The sequence below is a fragment of the Hymenobacter puniceus genome, from assembly GCF_014333525.1.
Taxonomy (GTDB): domain Bacteria; phylum Bacteroidota; class Bacteroidia; order Cytophagales; family Hymenobacteraceae; genus Hymenobacter.
The window spans coordinates 20,004-38,384 of the sequence record NZ_JACSCX010000010.1 but is presented as its reverse complement, the minus strand read 5'-3'; the positions used below and the strand labels follow the sequence as shown (position 1 = coordinate 38,384).

Genomic DNA, 18,381 nt, shown 5'->3' with positions numbered 1-18,381 from the left:
GAATATGACGCAACAAGAATGGCCGCTGTGGGAAGTTTTCATCCGCAGCAAACAGGGCCTCGACCATAAGCACGTGGGCAGCCTCCACGCCGCCGATGCCACCATGGCCATCCAGAACGCCCGCGACGTGTACACGCGCCGCCTCGAAGGCGTGAGCATCTGGGTGGTGGAAAGCACGCACGTGCACGCCTCCAACCCCGACGATGCGGCTGCCTTCTACGAGCCCGCCAACGACAAAATCTACCGCCATCCGACCTTCTACCAGGTGCCGGATTCCATCAAGCACATGTAACCGATGACGGACGACTTCACGCCCACGACGGCCCTGGCCACTGTCACCGAAACGCAGCGTCGAATGCTGCCCTTCGTGCTGCAGCTGGCCGATACCAGCCTGATTCTGGCCCACCGCCTGAGCGAGTGGTGCGGCCACGGCCCCATTCTGGAGCAGGATCTGGCCATGGCCAACATTGCGCTGGATTTGCTGGGCGAGGCCCGCAGCTACTACCAGTACGCCGCCGAGCTGGAAGGCCAGGGCCGCACCGAAGACGACCTGGCCTACCTGCGGCCCGCCGTGGAGTACCGCAACCCGCTGCTGGTGGAGCAGCCCAACCAGGACTTCGCCCACACCATCGTGCGGCAGTTCATCTACGATGCCTTCCACTACCACCTGCTGCTCCAGCTGCAGCTGGGCCCCGACGCCCACTTGGCAGCCATTGCCGAGAAATCGGTGAAGGAGGCAGCCTACCACATCAAGTGGAGCTCGGAGTGGGTGATTCGCCTCGGCGACGGTACAGACGAGAGCCGGCGGCGCATCGAGAAGGCCATCCGCAACCTGTGGCGCTTCGGCGGCGAGCTGACCACGCCTACCGCCACCGAGCAAGCCCTGCAGGCCGCCGGCCTCGTGCCCGACTACGCTCCGTTGCAGCAGCAGATAAACACTCACGTCGCGCGCGTATTCGAGGAAGCCACGCTGCCCGTGCCGGAAAACGTGTTTGCCCAGCAAGGCGGCAAAGACGGCCGCCACTCCGAGCACCTGGGCTACCTGCTGGCCGAGCTGCAGTACATGCAGCGCACGTACCCGGGCATGCAGTGGTAGCGTCTTGCTGGCTGTTAGCTGCTGGCTATTCGCTATTAGCCTTGGCTCACCCGAATAGCAGCCGATATCCATCAGCATCCGATTGTCAGGAATACGTTTATGAACGAGCTAACAGCTAACAGCCAACAGCTAACAGCCAAAATATGGCAGCTGCTGGAAGAGGTTTCCGACCCTGAGGTGCCGGTGCTCAGCATCCTGGATCTGGGCATCGTGCGCGGGGTGCGGGTGGACGACGATGGGCAGGTGCACATCACTATCACGCCCACCTACTCAGGCTGCCCGGCCATGAACGTCATTGCCACCGAAATCCGGCTGCGGCTGCTGGCCGAGGGTATCACGCAGGTGCACATCCACAACCAGCTCAGCCCCGCCTGGACCACCGACTGGATGAGCCAGGCCGGCCGCCAGAAGCTAGAAGACTACGGCATTGCCCCGCCCGTGGATGGCACCGCTACCGGCCACGTCCTCAACCTGTTCGGGGCCGATACAGCCGTACGCTGCCCACTCTGCAAGTCCACCCACACCCACTTGGTCAGCCAGTTCGGCTCCACCGCCTGCAAAGCCCACTACCAGTGCGACGACTGCCTGGAGCCCTTCGACTACTTCAAGTGCCACGCGTGATGCAACTGGTATAAGAACGTCATGCTGAGCTTGCCGAAGCATCTCGCGTGCTGACGTTGCAACGGTAATTCAACGTCAGCACGCGAGATGCTTCGACTTCGCCTCCGGCTGCGCTCAGCATGACGGCCGTTTTTCATCCTGTCCCACCCTACTCCCGAACTATGTCCGAAACTTCCTCCCTACTCTTCTCCCTCGAAGCCGGCGTGGCTACCATCCGCTTCAACCGGCCGCAGGTGTTCAACAGCGTCAACAAGGAAGTGGCGCTGGCTTTGCAGCAGCGGCTGCGCGAGTGCCAGCAGAACCCCGAAGTGCGCGCCGTGCTGCTCACCGGCACCGGCAAAGCCTTCTGCGCCGGCCAGGATCTGGCGGAAATTACCGGCCCCGACAGCCCCGAGGTAGCCGAGATTGTGGAGAAGCTCTACAACCCCATCGTGGAGCTGATTCGGGCCCTGGACAAGCCGGTAGTGGCCGCCGTGAATGGCGTGGCTGCCGGCGCGGGCGCTAACCTGGCCCTGGCCTGCGACATTGTGGTGGCCCGCGAGTCGGCCTCGTTCATTCAGGCGTTCAGCAAAATCGGGCTGATTCCGGACAGCGCCGGCACCTACTTCCTGCCCCGCCTCGTTGGCCTGCAGCGCGCCACCGCCCTGATGATGACCGGCGACAAAGTATCGGCCCCGGAAGCCGTGCAGATGGGCATGATCTACAAGACGTTTGCTGACGACCAGTTCGACGCCGAAGTAGACGTGCTGGTGCGCAAGCTGGCCGCCATGCCCACCAAGGGCCTCGCCTACACCAAGCAGCTGCTCAACGGTACCTTCTCCAACACCCTCACCCAGCAGCTGCGCGCCGAAGCCGACTACCAGCTGCGCGCCGGCAGCACCGCCGACTACAAAGAGGGCGTCTCGGCCTTCATGGAAAAGCGCCAGCCGACGTTTACGGGGCAGTAATTCTGAGCAGAAAAGAACGTCATGCTGAGCTTGTCGAAGCATCTCGCGTGCTGACGTTGCTTCACTAGCCCAGGGTTTAAACCCTGGGCTACGGAGCGGGTACCATCTGATTACTATAGCAACGTCAGCACGCGAGATGCTTCGGCAAGCTCAGCATGACGTTCACCTAAGCACCAAGTACAAGGCACTAAGCACTAAAAGAATGACCATCGGAATTATCGGGAGCGGGGCTATGGGGGCGGGAATTGCGCAGGTGGTGGCTCAGGCCGGCCACCCGGTGCGCCTGCTCGACCAGAACACGGCCGCGCTGGAACGGGCCGTGGCCGGCATCCGCGGCGGCTTGCAGAAGCTGGCGGAGAAAGGTAAAATCACCCCGGAGGCCGCCGAAGCCGCCGCGGCCCGCGTGCAGCCCACCACTGATATCAACCTGTTTGCTGACTGCGGACTGGTGCTGGAAGCCATTGTGGAAGACCTGGGCGTGAAGCAGCAACTGTTCCGAGAAGTGGAGCTGGTGGTGACGCCTGAATGCGTGCTGGCCTCCAATACGTCCTCGCTGTCGATTGCCAGCATTGCGGCGGCCTGCCAGCGGCCCGAGCGGTTTATCGGCATCCATTTCTTCAACCCGGCCCCGCTGATGCAGCTGGTGGAAATTATTCCGGCGGTGCAGACCCGCGCCGGGCTGGCCGAGGAAATCCGCCAACTGGTGCAGAGCTGGGGCAAGCTGCCGGTGCTGTGCAAAGACACGCCGGGCTTCATCGTGAACCGTGTAGCGCGACCCTTCTACGGCGAGGCCATCCGGCTGCTGGAAGAAGGCGTGGCCGATATGGCCACCATCGACTGGGCCCTGACCGAGCTGGGCGGCTTCCGCATGGGGCCGTTTGCACTAATGGATTTCATTGGCCACGACGTCAACTACCGCGTCACAGAGTCGGTGTTTACCTCGTTCTTCTTCGACCCGCGCTACAAGCCCAGCTTCACCCAGAAACGCCTGTTCGAGGCTGGCTACTACGGCCGTAAATCGGGCCGCGGCTTCTACGACTACCGCGACGGCGCCACCCCGCCCGAGCCCACCCGCGACGAAGCTCTGGGCCGCCACATCGTGCAGCGCGTGCTGGCCATGCTCATCAACGAAGCCGCCGACGCGCTGGCCCTCAACGTGGCTTCCCGCCAAGACCTGGAGCTGGCCATGACCAAGGGCGTAAACTACCCCAAAGGGCTGCTGGCCTGGGCCGATGAGCTGGGCCTGCAGAACGTGCTGACCACCCTCGACGACCTCTACGCCGACTACCACGAGGACCGCTACCGCGCCAGCCCACTGCTGCGCCGCCTCGTCCGGACCAACCACACGTTCGCCCAGCATGAGCCAGCTGCCCGCTAGCGCCGCTGTGCAGCGCGCCGAAGCCGTGAAAGACCAGATGCTGCAGCACGATGCCTTCAGCCACTGGCTGGGGCTGGAAGTGCAGGAAATGGGCCCCGGCTACTGCCGCCTGCAGTTCCGGGTGCGCCCCGAGATGCTCAACGGCTTCGGCATCCTGCACGGCGGCGTAGCCTTCGCCGCTGCCGACTCGGCCTTTGCTTTCGCCTGCAACAGCCACGGCCGCCAAAGCGTGGCCCTCAGCGCCACCATCGACTTCCTCGAACCCGGCCGTCCCGACGACCTCATCACCGTGGAAGCCCGCGAGGAAAGCCTCAAGCACAAAATCGGGGTGTACCAGCTGCGCCTCACCAACCAGCACGGCACCCCACTGGCCCTGTTCAAAGGCACCGCCTACCGGACGAGCAAGGAGGTGCTGTGAGAACGTCATGCTGAGCGAAACCAGAGGCGAAGTCGAAGCATCTCTACCGCTTCGTTCGCATGTCAGGAGTTAGTCAGCGGTAGAGATGCTTCGGCAAGCTCAGCATGACGGTCTAACAACAGCCATATGTATGTCTACATCCTGACTAATCAAACTCAAACCGTTCTGTATATCGGTGTTACTAACGACCTTAATCGCCGACTCTACGAGCACAGCAACGGGCGGGGCGACGCCGGAAAATTTACCGGACGGTATCAGGCAGATTTGCTGGTTTACTTTGAAATATGCCCTGACGCAACCCAAGCTATAGCGCGAGAAAAGCAACTAAAAGGCTGGACCCGCCGGAAGAAAGACGCATTGATTACCGCGTTTAACCCAACTTGGGAGGCAATTGACCTAGAAACCTGGACTGGCTAAGTTCAACAAAGCGGTAGAGATGCTTCGACTGCGGCTGCGCCTTCGCTCAGCATGACGTTCTTCCCTCTTTTCCCTTCCCTATCACCATCCACCCCATGACCCAAGCCTACCTCATCGACGGAATCCGGACGCCCATTGGCAACTTTGGGGGCACACTCGCGGCCGTTCGGCCCGACGACCTGGCGGCCCACGCCATCCGGGAGCTGCTGCGCCGCCACCCCAGCCTCGACCCCGCCGCCGTGGCCGATGTGCTGCTGGGCTGCGCCAACCAGGCCGGCGAAGACAACCGCAACGTGGCCCGTATGGCCCTGCTGCTGGCCGGTATGCCCACCACTGTGCCCGGCGAAACCGTGAACCGCCTCTGTGCCTCCGGCCTCTCGGCCAGCATTGCCGCCGCCCGCGCCATCCGCAGCGGCGACGGTGACCTGTTTATTTCGGGCGGGGTGGAGAACATGACGCGCGCCCCGCTGGTGGTATCCAAGCCCAGCAAAGGCTTCGGCACCGACTCGCAGATGTACGACTCCAGCTTCGGTTGGCGCTTCATCAACCCCCAGATGCAGGCTCTCTACGGCACCGACGCCATGGGCGAAACCGCCGAAAACCTGGTGGACCAGTACCACATCAGCCGCGACGACCAGGACCAGTTTGCGCTCCACTCGCAGCAGAAAGCCGCCGCCGCTCAGCAGGCTGGTCGTCTGGCCGAGGAAATTGCGCCGGTGCCCATTCCGCAGCGCAAAGGCGAGCCGCTGCTTTTCGCCGCAGATGAGTTCCTGAAGCCCGACACCAGCCTCGAAGGCCTCGGCAAGTTGCGCCCGGCGTTCCGCAAAACCGGCACCGTCACGGCCGGCAACGCCTCCGGCCTCAACGACGGCGCGGCAGCCCTGTTGCTGGCTTCGGAAGACGGCATCAAGCAGCACAACCTCACGCCGCTGGCCCGCATCGTGAGCATGGGCGTGGCCGGCGTGGAGCCGCGCATCATGGGCATCGGGCCGGTGCCGGCCAGTCAGCAGGCCCTGCAACGCGCCGGCCTCACCCTCAACGACATCGACGTAATTGAGCTGAACGAGGCCTTCGCCGCCCAAAGCCTGGCCTGCCTACGCGCCCTACACCTCGCCGACAACGACCCGCGCGTGAACCCCAACGGCGGCGCCATTGCCCTGGGCCACCCGCTGGGCATGAGCGGCGCCCGCATCCTCAACGCCGCCGCCCGCGAGCTGCACCGCCAGCACAAGCGCTACGCCCTCGTGACGATGTGCATCGGCGTAGGCCAGGGCTACGCGGTAGTGCTGGAGCGGGCGTAGTTCGCCTCACCCCCTGGCCCCTCTCCAAAAGAGAGGGGGAACTAGTTCTCTAGAGCTAGTTCCCCTCCTTGGAAAGGAGGGGTTAGGGGTGGTTGACGACGTTAGAACGGCGCACAAAAGAGCCGTTTGCCTTAGTTTGCAATACCCAAGCACGATGTAGAGACGCGACACTTCGCGTCTCCCCCGTTGAACGACCTGAAACCGCCCACTCCCCAACAACCTCAGTAACGACTAGACGCAAGATATTGCGTCTCTACACCCCAAACTTCCCACCCACAAACATCACAACCCACCCAGATAGAAAGCTAGAAAACTAGTCCCCCCTCTCTTCCGGAGAGGGGGTTAGGGGGTGAGGCAACCGTGAGGCAACTTCCACCAATGGCACAACTACTCGAAAACTACGCCCTGGGCCGCTGGACGGCGGGCTCCGGCGACCAGCACGAACTTTACGACGCCTCCACCGGCGAGGTGGTGGCCATTGCCGACGGCGAGGGGCTCGACTTCGCGGCCATGCTCGACTACGGCCGCCGCGTGGGCAACCCCGTGCTGCGCCGCATGACCTTCCACGAGCGGGGCCGCATGCTCAAGGCCCTGGCTTTGCACCTCGACAGCAAGAAGGAGGATTTCTACACCCTCAGCTACCGCAGCGGCGCCACCCGCGCCGACTCCTGGATTGACATCGAAGGCGGCATCGGCAACCTGTTCGCCAACGCCTCCCTGCGCCGCAAATTCCCCGATACGCCGTTCTACGCCGAGTCGGACCCGATTGCGCTGTCGAAGGCCGGCAACTTCATGGGCCACCACCTGATGGTGCCCAAGGAGGGCGTGGCCGTGCACATCAACGCCTACAACTTCCCCATCTGGGGCATGCTGGAGAAGATTGCCGTGAACCTGCTGGCGGGCATGCCGGCCATTGTGAAGCCGGCCCTGCCGTCGGCCTACCTCACCGAGGCCGTGGTGCGCGAAATCATCCGGTCGGGCATTCTGCCGGAGGGCGCGCTGCAGCTGGTGGTGGGTACGGGCCACGGCCTGCTCGAGCACGTCACGTACCAGGATGTCGTCACGTTTACGGGCTCGGCGGAAACCGGCCGCAAGCTCAAGGGCCACCCGCGCATTCTGGCCGAATCGGTGCCGTTCAACATGGAGGCCGACTCGCTAAACGCCGCCGTACTGGGCCCCGACGCCGTGCCCGGCACCGTGGAGTTCGACCTGTTCATCAAGGAAGTGCGCAAGGAAATGACGGCCAAAGCCGGGCAGAAATGCACCGCCATCCGCCGCATCATCGTGCCCGAAAACCTGGTGGAAGACGTGCAGATTGCCCTGGGCAAGGCCCTGGCCCAGACCACCGTGGGCCATCCGCAGGCCGAGGGCGTGCGCATGGGCGCGCTGGCCGGCCTCGACCAGGTGAAGCGCGTGCGCGAGCAGGTGCAGCGCCTGGCCCAGAACACGCCCATCGTGTACGGCGACCTGGACAACGTGCAGGTTATCGGTGGCGACTGCAAAACCGGCGCGTTCATGTCGCCGATTGTGCTGCTGAACTCCGAGCCGTTCAAGTTCACCGACTCGCACGAAATTGAGGCCTTCGGGCCGGTGAGTACGCTCATGCCCTACAAAAACGTGGGCGAAGCCATCGAGCTGGCCAACATGGGCCGCGGCTCGCTGGTGTGCTCGGTGGCCACCAACAGCCCCGCCACCGCCACCGAGTTTGTGCTGGGCGCGGCCACGCACCACGGCCGCATTCTGGTGCTCAACGGCGAGGTAGCCAAGGAAAGCACCGGCCACGGCTCGCCGCTGCCGCTGCTGGTGCACGGCGGCCCCGGCCGGGCCGGCGGCGGCCAGGAAATGGGCGGTCTGCGCGGCGTGGAGCACTTCATGCAGCGCGTGGCCATCCAGGGCTCACCCAGCATGATTACGGCCATCACGCAGGTGTACCAGCCCAAGGCCAAGCAGATCGAGAAAGACAAGCACCCCTTCCAGCACTACTTCGAGGAGCTGGAAATCGGGCAGACTTACACCACCCACCGCCACACCGTGTCGGAGGCCGACATCACCAACTTCGCGCAGGTATCCGGCGACAATTTCTACGCCCACGTGGATGCCACTTCCCTGGACGGCACGCTGTTTACGGGCCGCGTGGCCCACGGCTACTACGTGCTCAGCAAGGCCGCCGGCATGTTCGTGGACCCGCGCAAAGGTCCCGTGCTGCTCAACTACGGCCTCGATGAGTGCCGCTTCACCAAGCCCGTCTACCCCGGCATGACCATCGGCGTGAAGCTCACCGTGAAGGAAAAAATAGCCCAGGAAAAGCGCGACGAGCAGGATGTAGCCAAAGGCATCGTGCGCTGGCTTGTAGACGTGTCCGACGAAACCGGCGAAACCGTAGCCGTGGCCACCATTCTGACGATGGTGAAAAAGAAAGACCAGGAGTAGCCTCTAAAACGTCATGCAGAGTAGAGCGAAGCATCTCGCCAGAGGCTAACCGTCCTGCTGAGCTTGCCGAAGCATCTTTACCGCTTCGTTGGGTCACTTACTGCAACGAAGCGGTAGAGATGCTTCGGCAAGCTCAGCAGGACGGGCTATTTGCAGCAGGACGTTCTTTTTACAACTCAATTCCCCCATGACCACAGGAACCGTTACCACCCACACCACCGCGGAAGGCATCAGCACCATTCGCTTCTTCCACCCCTCACACAACTCCCTGCCCGGCGCGCTGCTCACCCAGCTAGCCGCCACCATCACCCAGACCGCCCAGGATGAAGCCACCAAAGTCATCATTCTGGAAAGTGAGGGCGAGAAGACCTTCTGCGCTGGGGCCAGCTTCGATGAGCTAATAGCCATTGAGGACGCCGCCCAGGGCCTGGAGTTCTTCTCTGGCTTCGCCAAGGTGATTAACGCCTGCCGAACTTCGCCCAAAATCATCATCGGGCGGGTGCAGGGCAAGGCCATTGGCGGTGGCGTGGGCGTGGCCGCCGCCACCGATTACTGCTTTGCCACCACTAACGCCAGCGTGAAGCTGAGTGAGCTGGTGGTCGGCATCGGGCCGTTTGTGGTGGGGCCGGCCGTGGAGCGCAAGATTGGTACGGCCGCCTTTGCCCAGCTGGCCCTCGATGCCGGTGAGTTCCGCCCCGCCGAGTGGGCCCTGCAGAAAGGCCTCTACGCCGAGCTGCACGACTCTATTGAAACTCTAGATGCGGCCGTGCTGGCCTTTGCCCGCAAGCTGGCTGCCTACAACCCCGAGGCCCTCACCGATCTGAAACGCGTCATCTGGCAGGGCACCGACCATTGGGATACGCTGCTGCCCGAGCGTGCCGCTATCAGCGGCCGCCTTGTGCTATCCGACTTCACCCGCGACGCTATCCGGAAGTTTAAGGGTCGGTAGGTTTGATAGGTAGCGTGGGCTACAGCCCGCGCTACCCTTACGCTGCCTGTAGTTGTTTGGCTTGGCAGCTTTGGATAGATACGATTTGCAGGCCTACCAGACACGGTCCGCGGAACTGCTCGTAAAGATCGGCAAATACCTCGCTTATCTCGCCTGTGCTGCTTAACAGCTGGTGTTCAATGTGTTCGGCGGCTACTATTTCTCCGCAATCTGTCCGGGCCATCGTTACCTGACAGTGCACTTAGTAGCTGAGACTCTGTTGCATAGCCGTGGGAAATATTCAGAACGTACAGTACTCAAAAATACTAATAATAATAGCAATTGCAACTAAATAAGTGAGCTTTATTGTATTCGTAGCAGTATAGAGAGCCGCTGAAAAACAAAAAAACCCTCTTCGCGTTTTGCAAAGAGGGTTTTTAGTGGTAATGATTGGAATCGAACCAACGACACCAGCATTTTCAGTGCTGTGCTCTACCAACTGAGCTACATTACCAGCTCTGGGCGCCCCGCAAACCGTTATTGCTATTGGGGAGCACAAAAGTAGTAAACCATTTGCAACCTGCAAGCCGTATCCCGAAAAAATATTGCGGCCGGAAAGTATGCCAACAAAAGCTGTAATTTGTTATGCATACCGAGTATATTTCGGCTTGAACCCCAAACCTACCCTTTCCTGTGCATTTCTCCATCCAAAACATCCTCTTCCTACTGGTCGCGGTAGCGGGCTTTGGCCTGTTTGCCTGGCAGGCGCGGAAGATTCGGGCTAATATCCTCGTCGGGCGCGACCGGGACATGAGTGGCCACGTGCAAGAGCGCCTGTGGAAAACGCTGCTTGTGGCCTTCGGGCAGCAGAAAATGTTCAAGCGTCTTACGCCGGCCTTTCTGCACCTTATCGTGTACGTGGGCTTTCTGGTTATCAACGTCGAGGTGATTGAAATCGTCATCGACGGACTGTTTGGCACGCACCGGGTGCTCAGCTTCCTCGGCCCACTCTACGATGTGCTGATGGCCACCAACGAAATGCTGGCTGCGCTGGTGATTCTGGCTGTGGCTGCCTTCTGGTGGCGCCGCAACGTGAACAAGGTGCGCCGCTTCACCGGCCCTGAAATGCGCGCCTGGCCCCGCCTTGATGGCAATGTGATTCTCTATATAGAGGTAGTCCTGATGACGGCCCTGTTCACGATGAACGCCGCCGACCTGAAGCTGCATCAGGTGCAGGGCCTGGATTTGCCGGGCACGTTCCCCATCAGCAGCCTGCTCACGGGCCTGATGCCCGACAACGTGACGGCTTTGCACGTGCTGGAACGTGTAGGTTGGTGGGCGCACATTATCGGCATTTTGCTGTTTCTGAACTATCTGCCCAGTTCCAAGCACCTGCACATCATCACGGCTTTCCCAAACGTGTACTTCTCGCGCATGATGCCGCAAGGTCAGTTCTCGAACGTGGACAGCATTACGCATGAAGTGAAGGCCATGATGGACCCCACCTATCAGGTGCCGGTGGTTTCGGAAGGCGCAGAGGCGGCTCCCACCTCCTTCGGGGCCAAAGACGTGGACGATCTGGCCTGGACCAACCTGCTCAACGCGTACTCCTGCACTGAGTGCGGGCGCTGCACCTCGGTGTGCCCGGCCAACCTCACCGGCAAGCTCCTGTCGCCGCGTAAAATTATCATGGACACGCGCGACAGGGTGGAGGAGAAGTACAACTCACCGCTGATTTTCAACCCCAACCTCTACGGCAAGGACGCCAAGCACGCCCAGCAAGAGCAGCTCGACAAGGAAACCCACACGCTGCTACGCGGCTATGTGACGCCCGAAGAGTTGTGGGCCTGCACTACCTGCAACGCCTGCGTAGAAGCCTGCCCGGTAAACATCAATCCGTTGGAAAGCATCATTGAGATGCGCCGTTTTCTGGTGCTGGAAGAGTCGGCGGCGCCTAACTCGCTGAACGTAATGTTCAGCAACATTGAAAACAACGGGGCTCCCTGGGCCTTTTCGCCTTCGGACCGCTTCAACTGGGCCGACGAATTGTTCGTGACTGAAAAAGCGCCGGCAACGGCTTAGAAAACCCAGAACGTCCTACTGAGCTTGCCGGAGCATCTCTGTTGCTTCGTCTTCGCTAGTGCAACAAAGCAGTAGATACTTCGACCGCACCTCTGGCTGCGCTCAGCATGACGGTTTTACAACACAAAAAATAACCACTTCCTACAATGGCTGAGCAAACTGCCAAGCGTCCTGTATCCGTTCCGCTGATGGCCGACCTGGCTGCCCGGGGCGAATCCCCGGAAATTCTCTTCTGGGTAGGCTGCGCCGGCGCCTTCGACGACCGATACAAGCGTGTAACCCGCGCCTTTGTGCGCATTCTGGAGCACGTAGGTGTGAGCTACGCCGTGCTGGGCATGGAAGAATCCTGCACTGGCGACCCGGCCAAGCGTGCCGGCAACGAGTTTCTGTTTCAGATGCAAGCCATGACCAACATTGCCACGCTCAATGGCTATGGCATCAAGAAGGTAGTTACGGCCTGCCCGCATTGCTTCAACACCATCAAGAACGAGTACCCTGCCCTGGGCGGCGAGTACGAGGTGATTCATCACAGCACGTTTCTGCAGCAGCTCATCAACGAGGGCAAGGTGACGGCCAAAGGCGGCGAGTCGTTCAAGGGCCGCCGCATCACTTTCCATGATTCCTGCTACCTGGGCCGAGCCAACAACATCTACGAAGCACCCCGCGACGTGCTGGAAGTGCTTGATGCCGACCTGCTGGAAATGAAGCGCTGCAAAACCAACGGCCTCTGCTGCGGCGCCGGCGGCGCCCAGATGTGGAAAGAGCCCGAGCCCGGCAAAAAGGACGTGAACATTGAACGGGCCGAAGAAGCCCTGGCTACTCTCGACGGCGACGCCGATGTGCTGCTGAGCCTGCACGGCGTAGAAAGTACGGCTCCCGTGCTACCCGCCGGCTCCAACCGCGGCGGCAGCGTCATTGCGGTGGCCTGCCCGTTTTGCATGACCATGATGGCCGACGGCGTCAAAAACAAGGACCGGGAACAAGATGTGCAGGTGTTTGACCTGGCGGAGCTCATTGCTTCTGCCGAAGGACTAAACGCTTAGTGAGTTGTTTGTCAGCTTATTCCTATAGCAAGAATTGCGGCTGACGGTAAACAATGGCCAACTAATATTGCTCAACTCAAACAGCCCCGCCCGGAACTTCCCGGCGGGGCTGTTTCTTTGTACTCGTAGCTGGCTGCATGTGTTGTTTGCCAAGTCTCTGTTGTCGGCGTCTTTACTACCCTAGCCTATGTACGTTTCCTTTGACCAGCTGCCGGCCTCTGCCCGCATCTGGATTTATCAAGCCAACCGCCCTTTTACAGCCAATGAAATAGCTGATTTGCAACCGGCGTTATGCCGTTTCGCTGATGAGTGGACCAGCCACGGACGCGCACTGGCGGCATCGGCTGACGTGCTGCACCAGCAGTTTCTGATTGTTGGGCTGGACGAGGCTGTGGCGGATGCCAGTGGCTGCTCGATTGATGCTTCCGTTCGATTCGTACGCAGTATCGAGGACGGTTTGGGGGTGTCGTTGCTGGAAAAGTCGCGCATGGCGTTTCTGGTGGGCGGGCAGATACAACTGCTGAGCCGGCCGCAGCTACGTGACGCAATTGCTACAGGCCAACTCACCCCAGACACGCCCTATTTCGACGCTACCATAGCTCAGAAAGGAAGGCTGCAGTCGTCGTTTCCGGCCCCTGCCAGCCAAACCTGGCTGGCTCGTTACTTTGAATCGGTCGGCTAATTTTTGTTTTACGACTATTATACTGTACAAACTTAGTATTATTAGGTCCGGGTTTGCTGGCTTAACTGCTGGCTTATCATTCACTCCATCGTTCACCAACTATGAAGAACATACTACTGGTCTGCGCTACGGCCGGCGCTGCCGCACTACTGAGCGGATGCGCTGCGTCTGGTGGCGCGAGCAAAGCGGACAAGCGCTTTGCCCAAGGCGAGTACGAAACTGCTATCCAGCTATACAAAGCAGATGTTGCCAAGGGGAAAAACGCAGCTACTGCTAACTTCCGCATAGCAGAAGCCTACCGTCTCTCCAACCGGATCGAGCAGGCGGAGAGCTTCTATAAGGCGGCTATTGATGGTAGCGTAAAGGCGCCGGATGTGGTGTTTTATTACGGCCAGGCATTAAAAGCCAATGGCAAGTTTGAGGAAGCCGCACAGCAGTTTGATGCCTATACCCAGGCTAGTGCTGGCCGGGCGCTGGCTCCTCGTGCCGAAATGGAATCCCGCAACGCCAAGATGGCCAACACCATCATGGCCATGCGTTCCAACAACGAGGTGATGGCGCTCGACCAAGTGAATACCCCAGCCTCAGAGTTCGGCTCCACCCTGATGCCCGATACCAAGGAACTGGTGTTTGCTTCCGGCCGTGAGGGAAAAAAGTATCTGGGCAACGGAGAGAATTTCAGCGACCTGTACGCAGTGAAATTCGATGATGCCGAGAAAATGACCGGTGGTGCCGTACGTAAGCTGGATCCTCTGTTCAATACCGAAGACAAGCACGAAGCCAGCGCTACGTACACGCCCGATGGCAAAACAATGGTATTTGCCCGCTCCAACAACGGCTCTAAGAAAGGCCTGCTGAGCGTGGATCTGTGGATTTCCTACTTCAAGAACGGCGCCTGGAGCGAGCCTGTCCTGGCCAACATCAACGACCGAACAGCCGACGACTTCGCGCCAGCCTTCAGCACCGACGGTCAGACGCTGTACTTCGCCTCTGGCCGCAAAGGTGGCCTCGGCGGCAACGATATCTATAAAGCCACGCTTGGCCCGAACGGCCGCTTCTCGCCCGCCGAAAACCTGGGTGACCAGGTAAACACGGCCGGCAACGACAACTTCCCGGCCGTGTCGCCGGACGGCACCATGTACTTCTCCTCGGATGGGCAGCCTGGTTTAGGCAAGCTTGACATCTTTATGTTGGACAAAGGCAAGGTGAAAAACCTGGGCACGCCCATCAACAGCGCGGGCGACGATTTTGCCCCCTACTTCACTACCAAGGACGGCGGCGTATTCTCCTCTAACCGGGCAGGCGGCAAAGGCTCCGACGACCTCTACATGTTCCGTCAGCGGCCACTGAAGCTGGTTAGCTTCTATGCCGATGGTACGGTGGTAACCCGCAACGAGAAAACAGGTGTTATTGCCCCCGCCAGCGGCGAAACCGTAACGTTGTATGGCCGCAATGGCCAGAAAATCCAGGATGTGACGGCCGATGCTGAAGGCAAGTTCAGCCTTAAGCTGGACTCTGCAGCCGCCAATTATGCGCTGGTAGCCGACCGGCCGGGCTTTTTTACGGCCCGCGCCCCACTAAGCACCGTAGGCCGTAAGCCGGCCCAGGACCAGCTGGTAAACGAAATGACAGATGTGCGGATTCCGGTGGCCCTCACGCTCACGGAAATCGTGAAAAACAAGGCTATCCGCGTTGAAAACATTCTCTACGACTACGACAAGGCCGATATCCGACCGGATGCGGCGCTGGAGCTGGACAAGCTGGTGGAAACGCTCAACGACAACCCTAACATCACCATCGAGCTAAGCTCCCACACCGACTCGCGCGGCAAGGATGCCTACAACCAGACTCTGTCGCAGAAACGCGCGCAGTCGGCCGTAGACTACATCATCTCGAAGGGTATTGACAAGGCGCGCATCACGGCGAAAGGCTACGGCGAGAGCCGGCCTGAAGTGAAGGATGCCAAAACCGAAGACCAGTTCCAGCGCAACCGCCGCACAGAATTCAAAGTGACCAAGATTGCCGAGTAATTACAGCAAGCAGTAACTGAAAACGCTCCCTATTTCTGAAATAGGGGGCGTTTTCTTGCTTTATAGGCTGGCAGAGAAGTGCGTTTCAGCTTTGTAGAGGGCGTATACACGGAAAAAAAGAGGGGCGCAAACCAGCTGCAGGCCGGTAAAGTTCCGGGAACTGGCACAATCCTTGGCTTAGACCCTCATATGAAGGCAAACGGACTGCTTTCGTCGCAACCACTTACTGCCATGAAAAAGGCGCTACTCTTTTGCCTCAGCCTACTGTTGCTGACGGCCGCTCACCTGCAGGCTGCCCCGGCCAACATGAACATCACCTCGGAGCGTGGTGTGCCCTTCAACCTGCGCTTTGATGGCCGCATGCTCACGCGTGGTGGTGCCCGCCAGGTGCACCTCAACTGGATTGCCCCCGGTGTTCATTGGGCTGAGTTTATGATACCGGTGGGCTATGGTCGCTCCGTCAGCTACCGCACCCGCGTTTTCCTGGACCCTGGCCTGGAAACCAGTTTTGTGCTCCTGACGCGCCCCGGCCGTGGCCCCGAGCTGCGCAAAGTGGCTGCGGTGCCGCTCCGCGGCGGCTACGATAATGGTGGCTACCCTAACGGTGGCTACGGCGGTGTGCAAGGTGGCAGCCCACAGGGGGGAGACGAAGACTACGACGATTCGTATGGCAACCAGCCAACTCCCGGACAGCCCGGCGGCTACGGCAACGGTGGCTACCCGAATAACGGTGGCAACAACGGCGGCTATCCTAACGGCAACAACAACGGCGGTGGCTACTACGGCGGAAGCAGCGTGAGCTACAACCGCGTGATGACGCCGCAGGAAGTGGATGGGCTGGTGGCGGCCGTGCACCGTCAGTCGTTCGACAAGGACAAGCTGCCCATGGCCCGCCTGGCCCTCAGCGAAACCGGCCTGCGGGCCGAAGACCTGGCCCGGCTGATGAAAGAGCTAAGCTTCGAGGATTCCAAGATGGAGCTGGCCAAATACGGTTCCAGCCGCGTGGTAGACCGCCAGAACCTATACCGGCTCAACGAAGGCTTTACGTTCTCGCACTCGGCCAACGAGCTGCAACAGTATCTGGCGCAGCAGGTACCGCGCTAAGTTGCCAGCAGCCGGGCAGTATAAAACTCAACCAAAAAGAGGCTTCCACGCAGGTGGAAGCCTCTTTTTGGTTGAGCGCGAAAAGTATTCTTGGCAGTTGTCTACCGCAGGCGGTCCATGCTGCGCACCAACTGCTCGTCGCGGCGGATGAAGCGGTTGGCCAGTAGGTTCAGCAGCAGGGCCAGCGTGGGCAGGTAGAAACCCGCCTGAAAAGAGCCCAGCATCTTTACGTTCAGCGCCTGTTCGCCCAGGGTGGAGAAGTAGAAGCCCGCCCCGATGGTACACAGAATCAGTAGCAGGTTGAGCATGCCCAGCTTGAGCTGCAGAAACCGGTTGCGAAACTGGAAAATCTCGAACAGCGCCACCGCCGCCGAAGCCGCCGCAAATGCCGCAATAACCCAGACGTTGCCGGACGGAATAAGGCCTGCGCCGGGCTTATTGTAGCTGAATCTCAGGGCCGTCATGGTTAATTCCTGGCTGGTGGTGGGGTCGGCTTTGTGCCAGAGAGGGAGAAACAGCACGGCCACCATGCACAGGGCGAGCAGCAGCAGGAATACGCTTTGGATTCTTTGTATCATCTTTGTGTTTTGTCAGTTTAGGCCGTCGGCAGTGCCGCCGGGCCGGCAAAAGTAGCCAACAACGACTGGAATAACTGCATCCGAACCTACCAATGCCTACCGCTTACATAGTTGACGCCGTCCGGACTCCGATTGCCCGTTTTGCAGGAGCCCTGAGCAGCGTCCGTCCCGACGACCTGGCCGCCCACATTTTGCGCGAACTGCTGCGTCGCAACCCTTCTCTCGATAAAAGCGCGGTAGAAGACGTCATCATTGGCGCCGCCAACCAAGCCGGCGAAGACAACCGCAACGTGGCCCGCATGTCGGCGTTGCTGGCCGGTCTGCCCATCACGGTGCCGGGCTGCACCGTCAACCGCCTGTGCGCTTCCGGCCTGCAGAGCATCACCGATGCCTCCCGCGCCATCATGGCTGGCGAAGGCGACGTGTACCTGGCCGGCGGAACCGAAAGCATGACCCGCGCCCCGTTCGTAATGGCCAAGTCGGAAACGGCCTTTGGGCGCGAGCTGACGGCCCACGACACCACGCTGGGCTGGCGCTTCACCAACCCCAAGCTCAGCAAGATGCACCACCCGTTTGCCATGGGCGAAACGGCCGAAAACGTGGCGCGCAAGTACGGCATCACGCGCACCGAGCAAGACGAGTTTGCCTTCGATTCGCAGCGCAAATACCATCGGGCTGCCGAGAAAGGACGGTTCCGTAAGGAAATCGTGCCGGTATTTGTGGCTAACCCCAAGGGTGCCGCCGCGCTATTCGACACCGATGAGCCGCCGCGCCTGAGTACCATGGAGAAGCTGGCTACCATCCGTCCGGCTTTCCAGCCCGTTGATGGCACCGTTACGGCCGGTAACTCGGCTGGTATCAACGACGGTGCCGCGGGCGTGCTGGTGGTGAGTGAGGCTGCGCTCAAACGCTTCAACCTCAAGCCCATGGCTCGGGTGGTGGCTTCGGCTGTAGCTGGCGTCGATCCGGCGTACATGGGTTTGGGCCCGGTGCCCGCCACCCAGAAAGTGCTGCAGCGCGCCGGCCTGACCTTGCAGGAAATCGGGCTGATTGAGTTAAATGAAGCGTTTGCCGCTCAAAGCATTGCCTGCGTCCGCGACCTGGATTTGAACATGGACATCGTGAACGTAAACGGCGGCTCCATTGCCATCGGGCACCCGCTGGGCGCGGCTGGCTCGCGCATCACGGCCACGCTGCTCCACGAAATGCAGCGCCGCGAAACCGTGCGCTACGGCCTCGTGACCATGTGCGTGGGAGTAGGGCAGGGCGCTTCCGTGATTTACGAGCGGATGTAGGGTAGCTGTTGGTTGAGGGGTTCCATACGAA

At 60.5% G+C, this 18,381-nt stretch carries 17 protein-coding genes and 1 tRNA gene; 16 read left to right on the top strand and 2 right to left on the bottom strand.

What is annotated here, in order from left to right; all coding sequences use genetic code 11:
- Positions 1-4 precede the first annotated feature (4 nt).
- The 10 genes from paaB (at position 5) to H8B14_RS19585 (ending at position 9,557) form a co-directional block, all read left to right on the top strand.
- On the top strand, positions 5-292 hold the full coding sequence (gene paaB, locus H8B14_RS19630) for a 1,2-phenylacetyl-CoA epoxidase subunit PaaB (RefSeq protein WP_044004358.1): 288 nt from the start codon (positions 5-7) through the stop codon (positions 290-292).
- Between the two features lie 3 nt (positions 293-295).
- The gene (gene paaC / locus H8B14_RS19625; RefSeq protein WP_187317375.1) at positions 296-1,096 is read left to right on the top strand and encodes a 1,2-phenylacetyl-CoA epoxidase subunit PaaC; all 801 of its coding nucleotides are present in this window, start codon (positions 296-298) and stop codon (positions 1,094-1,096) included.
- Between the two features lie 99 nt (positions 1,097-1,195).
- A complete protein-coding gene (gene paaD / locus H8B14_RS19620; RefSeq protein WP_187317374.1) occupies positions 1,196-1,717 on the top strand; it encodes a 1,2-phenylacetyl-CoA epoxidase subunit PaaD in 522 nt (173 codons plus the stop codon).
- Positions 1,718-1,878: 161 nt separating this feature from the next.
- A complete protein-coding gene (locus H8B14_RS19615; RefSeq protein ID WP_187317373.1) occupies positions 1,879-2,664 on the top strand; it encodes an enoyl-CoA hydratase-related protein in 786 nt (261 codons plus the stop codon).
- A gap of 202 nt (positions 2,665-2,866) precedes the next feature.
- Positions 2,867-4,042, top strand: coding sequence for a 3-hydroxyacyl-CoA dehydrogenase NAD-binding domain-containing protein (locus tag H8B14_RS19610; RefSeq protein WP_187317372.1), 1,176 nt, complete (start codon positions 2,867-2,869; stop codon positions 4,040-4,042).
- Positions 4,023-4,460 carry a hydroxyphenylacetyl-CoA thioesterase PaaI gene (gene paaI, locus H8B14_RS19605; RefSeq protein ID WP_187317371.1) on the top strand — a complete coding sequence of 146 codons (438 nt, stop codon included), beginning with the start codon at positions 4,023-4,025 and terminating at the stop codon, positions 4,458-4,460. Before H8B14_RS19610 ends, paaI begins: the two co-directional genes overlap by 20 nt.
- 126 nt (positions 4,461-4,586) lie before the next feature.
- Positions 4,587-4,877 carry a GIY-YIG nuclease family protein gene (locus tag H8B14_RS19600; RefSeq protein WP_187317370.1) on the top strand — a complete coding sequence of 97 codons (291 nt, stop codon included), beginning with the start codon at positions 4,587-4,589 and terminating at the stop codon, positions 4,875-4,877.
- 95 nt (positions 4,878-4,972) lie between these two features.
- Entirely contained in the window at positions 4,973-6,178 is a 1,206-nt protein-coding gene (gene pcaF / locus H8B14_RS19595; protein ID WP_187317369.1) for a 3-oxoadipyl-CoA thiolase, read from the top strand.
- A 378-nt stretch (positions 6,179-6,556) separates the two neighbouring features.
- Positions 6,557-8,608: a phenylacetic acid degradation bifunctional protein PaaZ gene (gene paaZ / locus H8B14_RS19590; protein ID WP_187317368.1), complete on the top strand. Its 2,052-nt coding sequence runs from the start codon at positions 6,557-6,559 to the stop codon at positions 8,606-8,608.
- Between the two features lie 187 nt (positions 8,609-8,795).
- Entirely contained in the window at positions 8,796-9,557 is a 762-nt protein-coding gene (locus H8B14_RS19585) for an enoyl-CoA hydratase/isomerase family protein (protein ID WP_187317367.1), read from the top strand.
- Between the two features lie 420 nt (positions 9,558-9,977).
- Here H8B14_RS19585 and H8B14_RS19580 read toward each other — a convergent pair.
- Positions 9,978-10,050 (bottom strand) — tRNA-Phe (locus H8B14_RS19580).
- Positions 10,051-10,229: 179 nt separating this feature from the next.
- On the opposite strand from H8B14_RS19580, the gene H8B14_RS19575 reads away from it, so the two are divergent.
- The 5 genes from H8B14_RS19575 to H8B14_RS19555 all read left to right on the top strand — a co-directional run bounded on the left by H8B14_RS19575 (position 10,230) and on the right by H8B14_RS19555 (position 16,477).
- Positions 10,230-11,618: a 4Fe-4S dicluster domain-containing protein gene (locus H8B14_RS19575; protein WP_187317366.1), complete on the top strand. Its 1,389-nt coding sequence runs from the start codon at positions 10,230-10,232 to the stop codon at positions 11,616-11,618.
- A gap of 188 nt (positions 11,619-11,806) precedes the next feature.
- A complete protein-coding gene (locus H8B14_RS19570; RefSeq protein ID WP_187317410.1) occupies positions 11,807-12,661 on the top strand; it encodes a (Fe-S)-binding protein in 855 nt (284 codons plus the stop codon).
- A 187-nt stretch (positions 12,662-12,848) separates the two neighbouring features.
- The gene (locus H8B14_RS19565; protein ID WP_187317365.1) at positions 12,849-13,343 is read left to right on the top strand and encodes a hypothetical protein; all 495 of its coding nucleotides are present in this window, start codon (positions 12,849-12,851) and stop codon (positions 13,341-13,343) included.
- Between the two features lie 101 nt (positions 13,344-13,444).
- Positions 13,445-15,373: an OmpA family protein gene (locus H8B14_RS19560; protein ID WP_187317364.1), complete on the top strand. Its 1,929-nt coding sequence runs from the start codon at positions 13,445-13,447 to the stop codon at positions 15,371-15,373.
- A gap of 231 nt (positions 15,374-15,604) precedes the next feature.
- Positions 15,605-16,477, top strand: coding sequence for a DUF4476 domain-containing protein (locus H8B14_RS19555; RefSeq protein ID WP_187317363.1), 873 nt, complete (start codon positions 15,605-15,607; stop codon positions 16,475-16,477).
- A 101-nt stretch (positions 16,478-16,578) separates the two neighbouring features.
- Here H8B14_RS19555 and H8B14_RS19550 read toward each other — a convergent pair whose 3' ends face one another.
- The gene (locus H8B14_RS19550) at positions 16,579-17,055 is read right to left on the bottom strand and encodes a DUF4293 domain-containing protein (RefSeq protein WP_187317362.1); all 477 of its coding nucleotides are present in this window, start codon (positions 17,053-17,055) and stop codon (positions 16,579-16,581) included.
- 92 nt (positions 17,056-17,147) lie between these two features.
- Between H8B14_RS19550 and H8B14_RS19545 the strand changes: the two genes are divergently transcribed.
- Positions 17,148-18,350 (top strand): thiolase family protein, encoded by a 1,203-nt coding sequence (locus H8B14_RS19545; protein WP_187317361.1) that lies wholly within the window; start codon positions 17,148-17,150, stop codon positions 18,348-18,350.
- Positions 18,351-18,381: the final 31 nt, after the last annotated feature.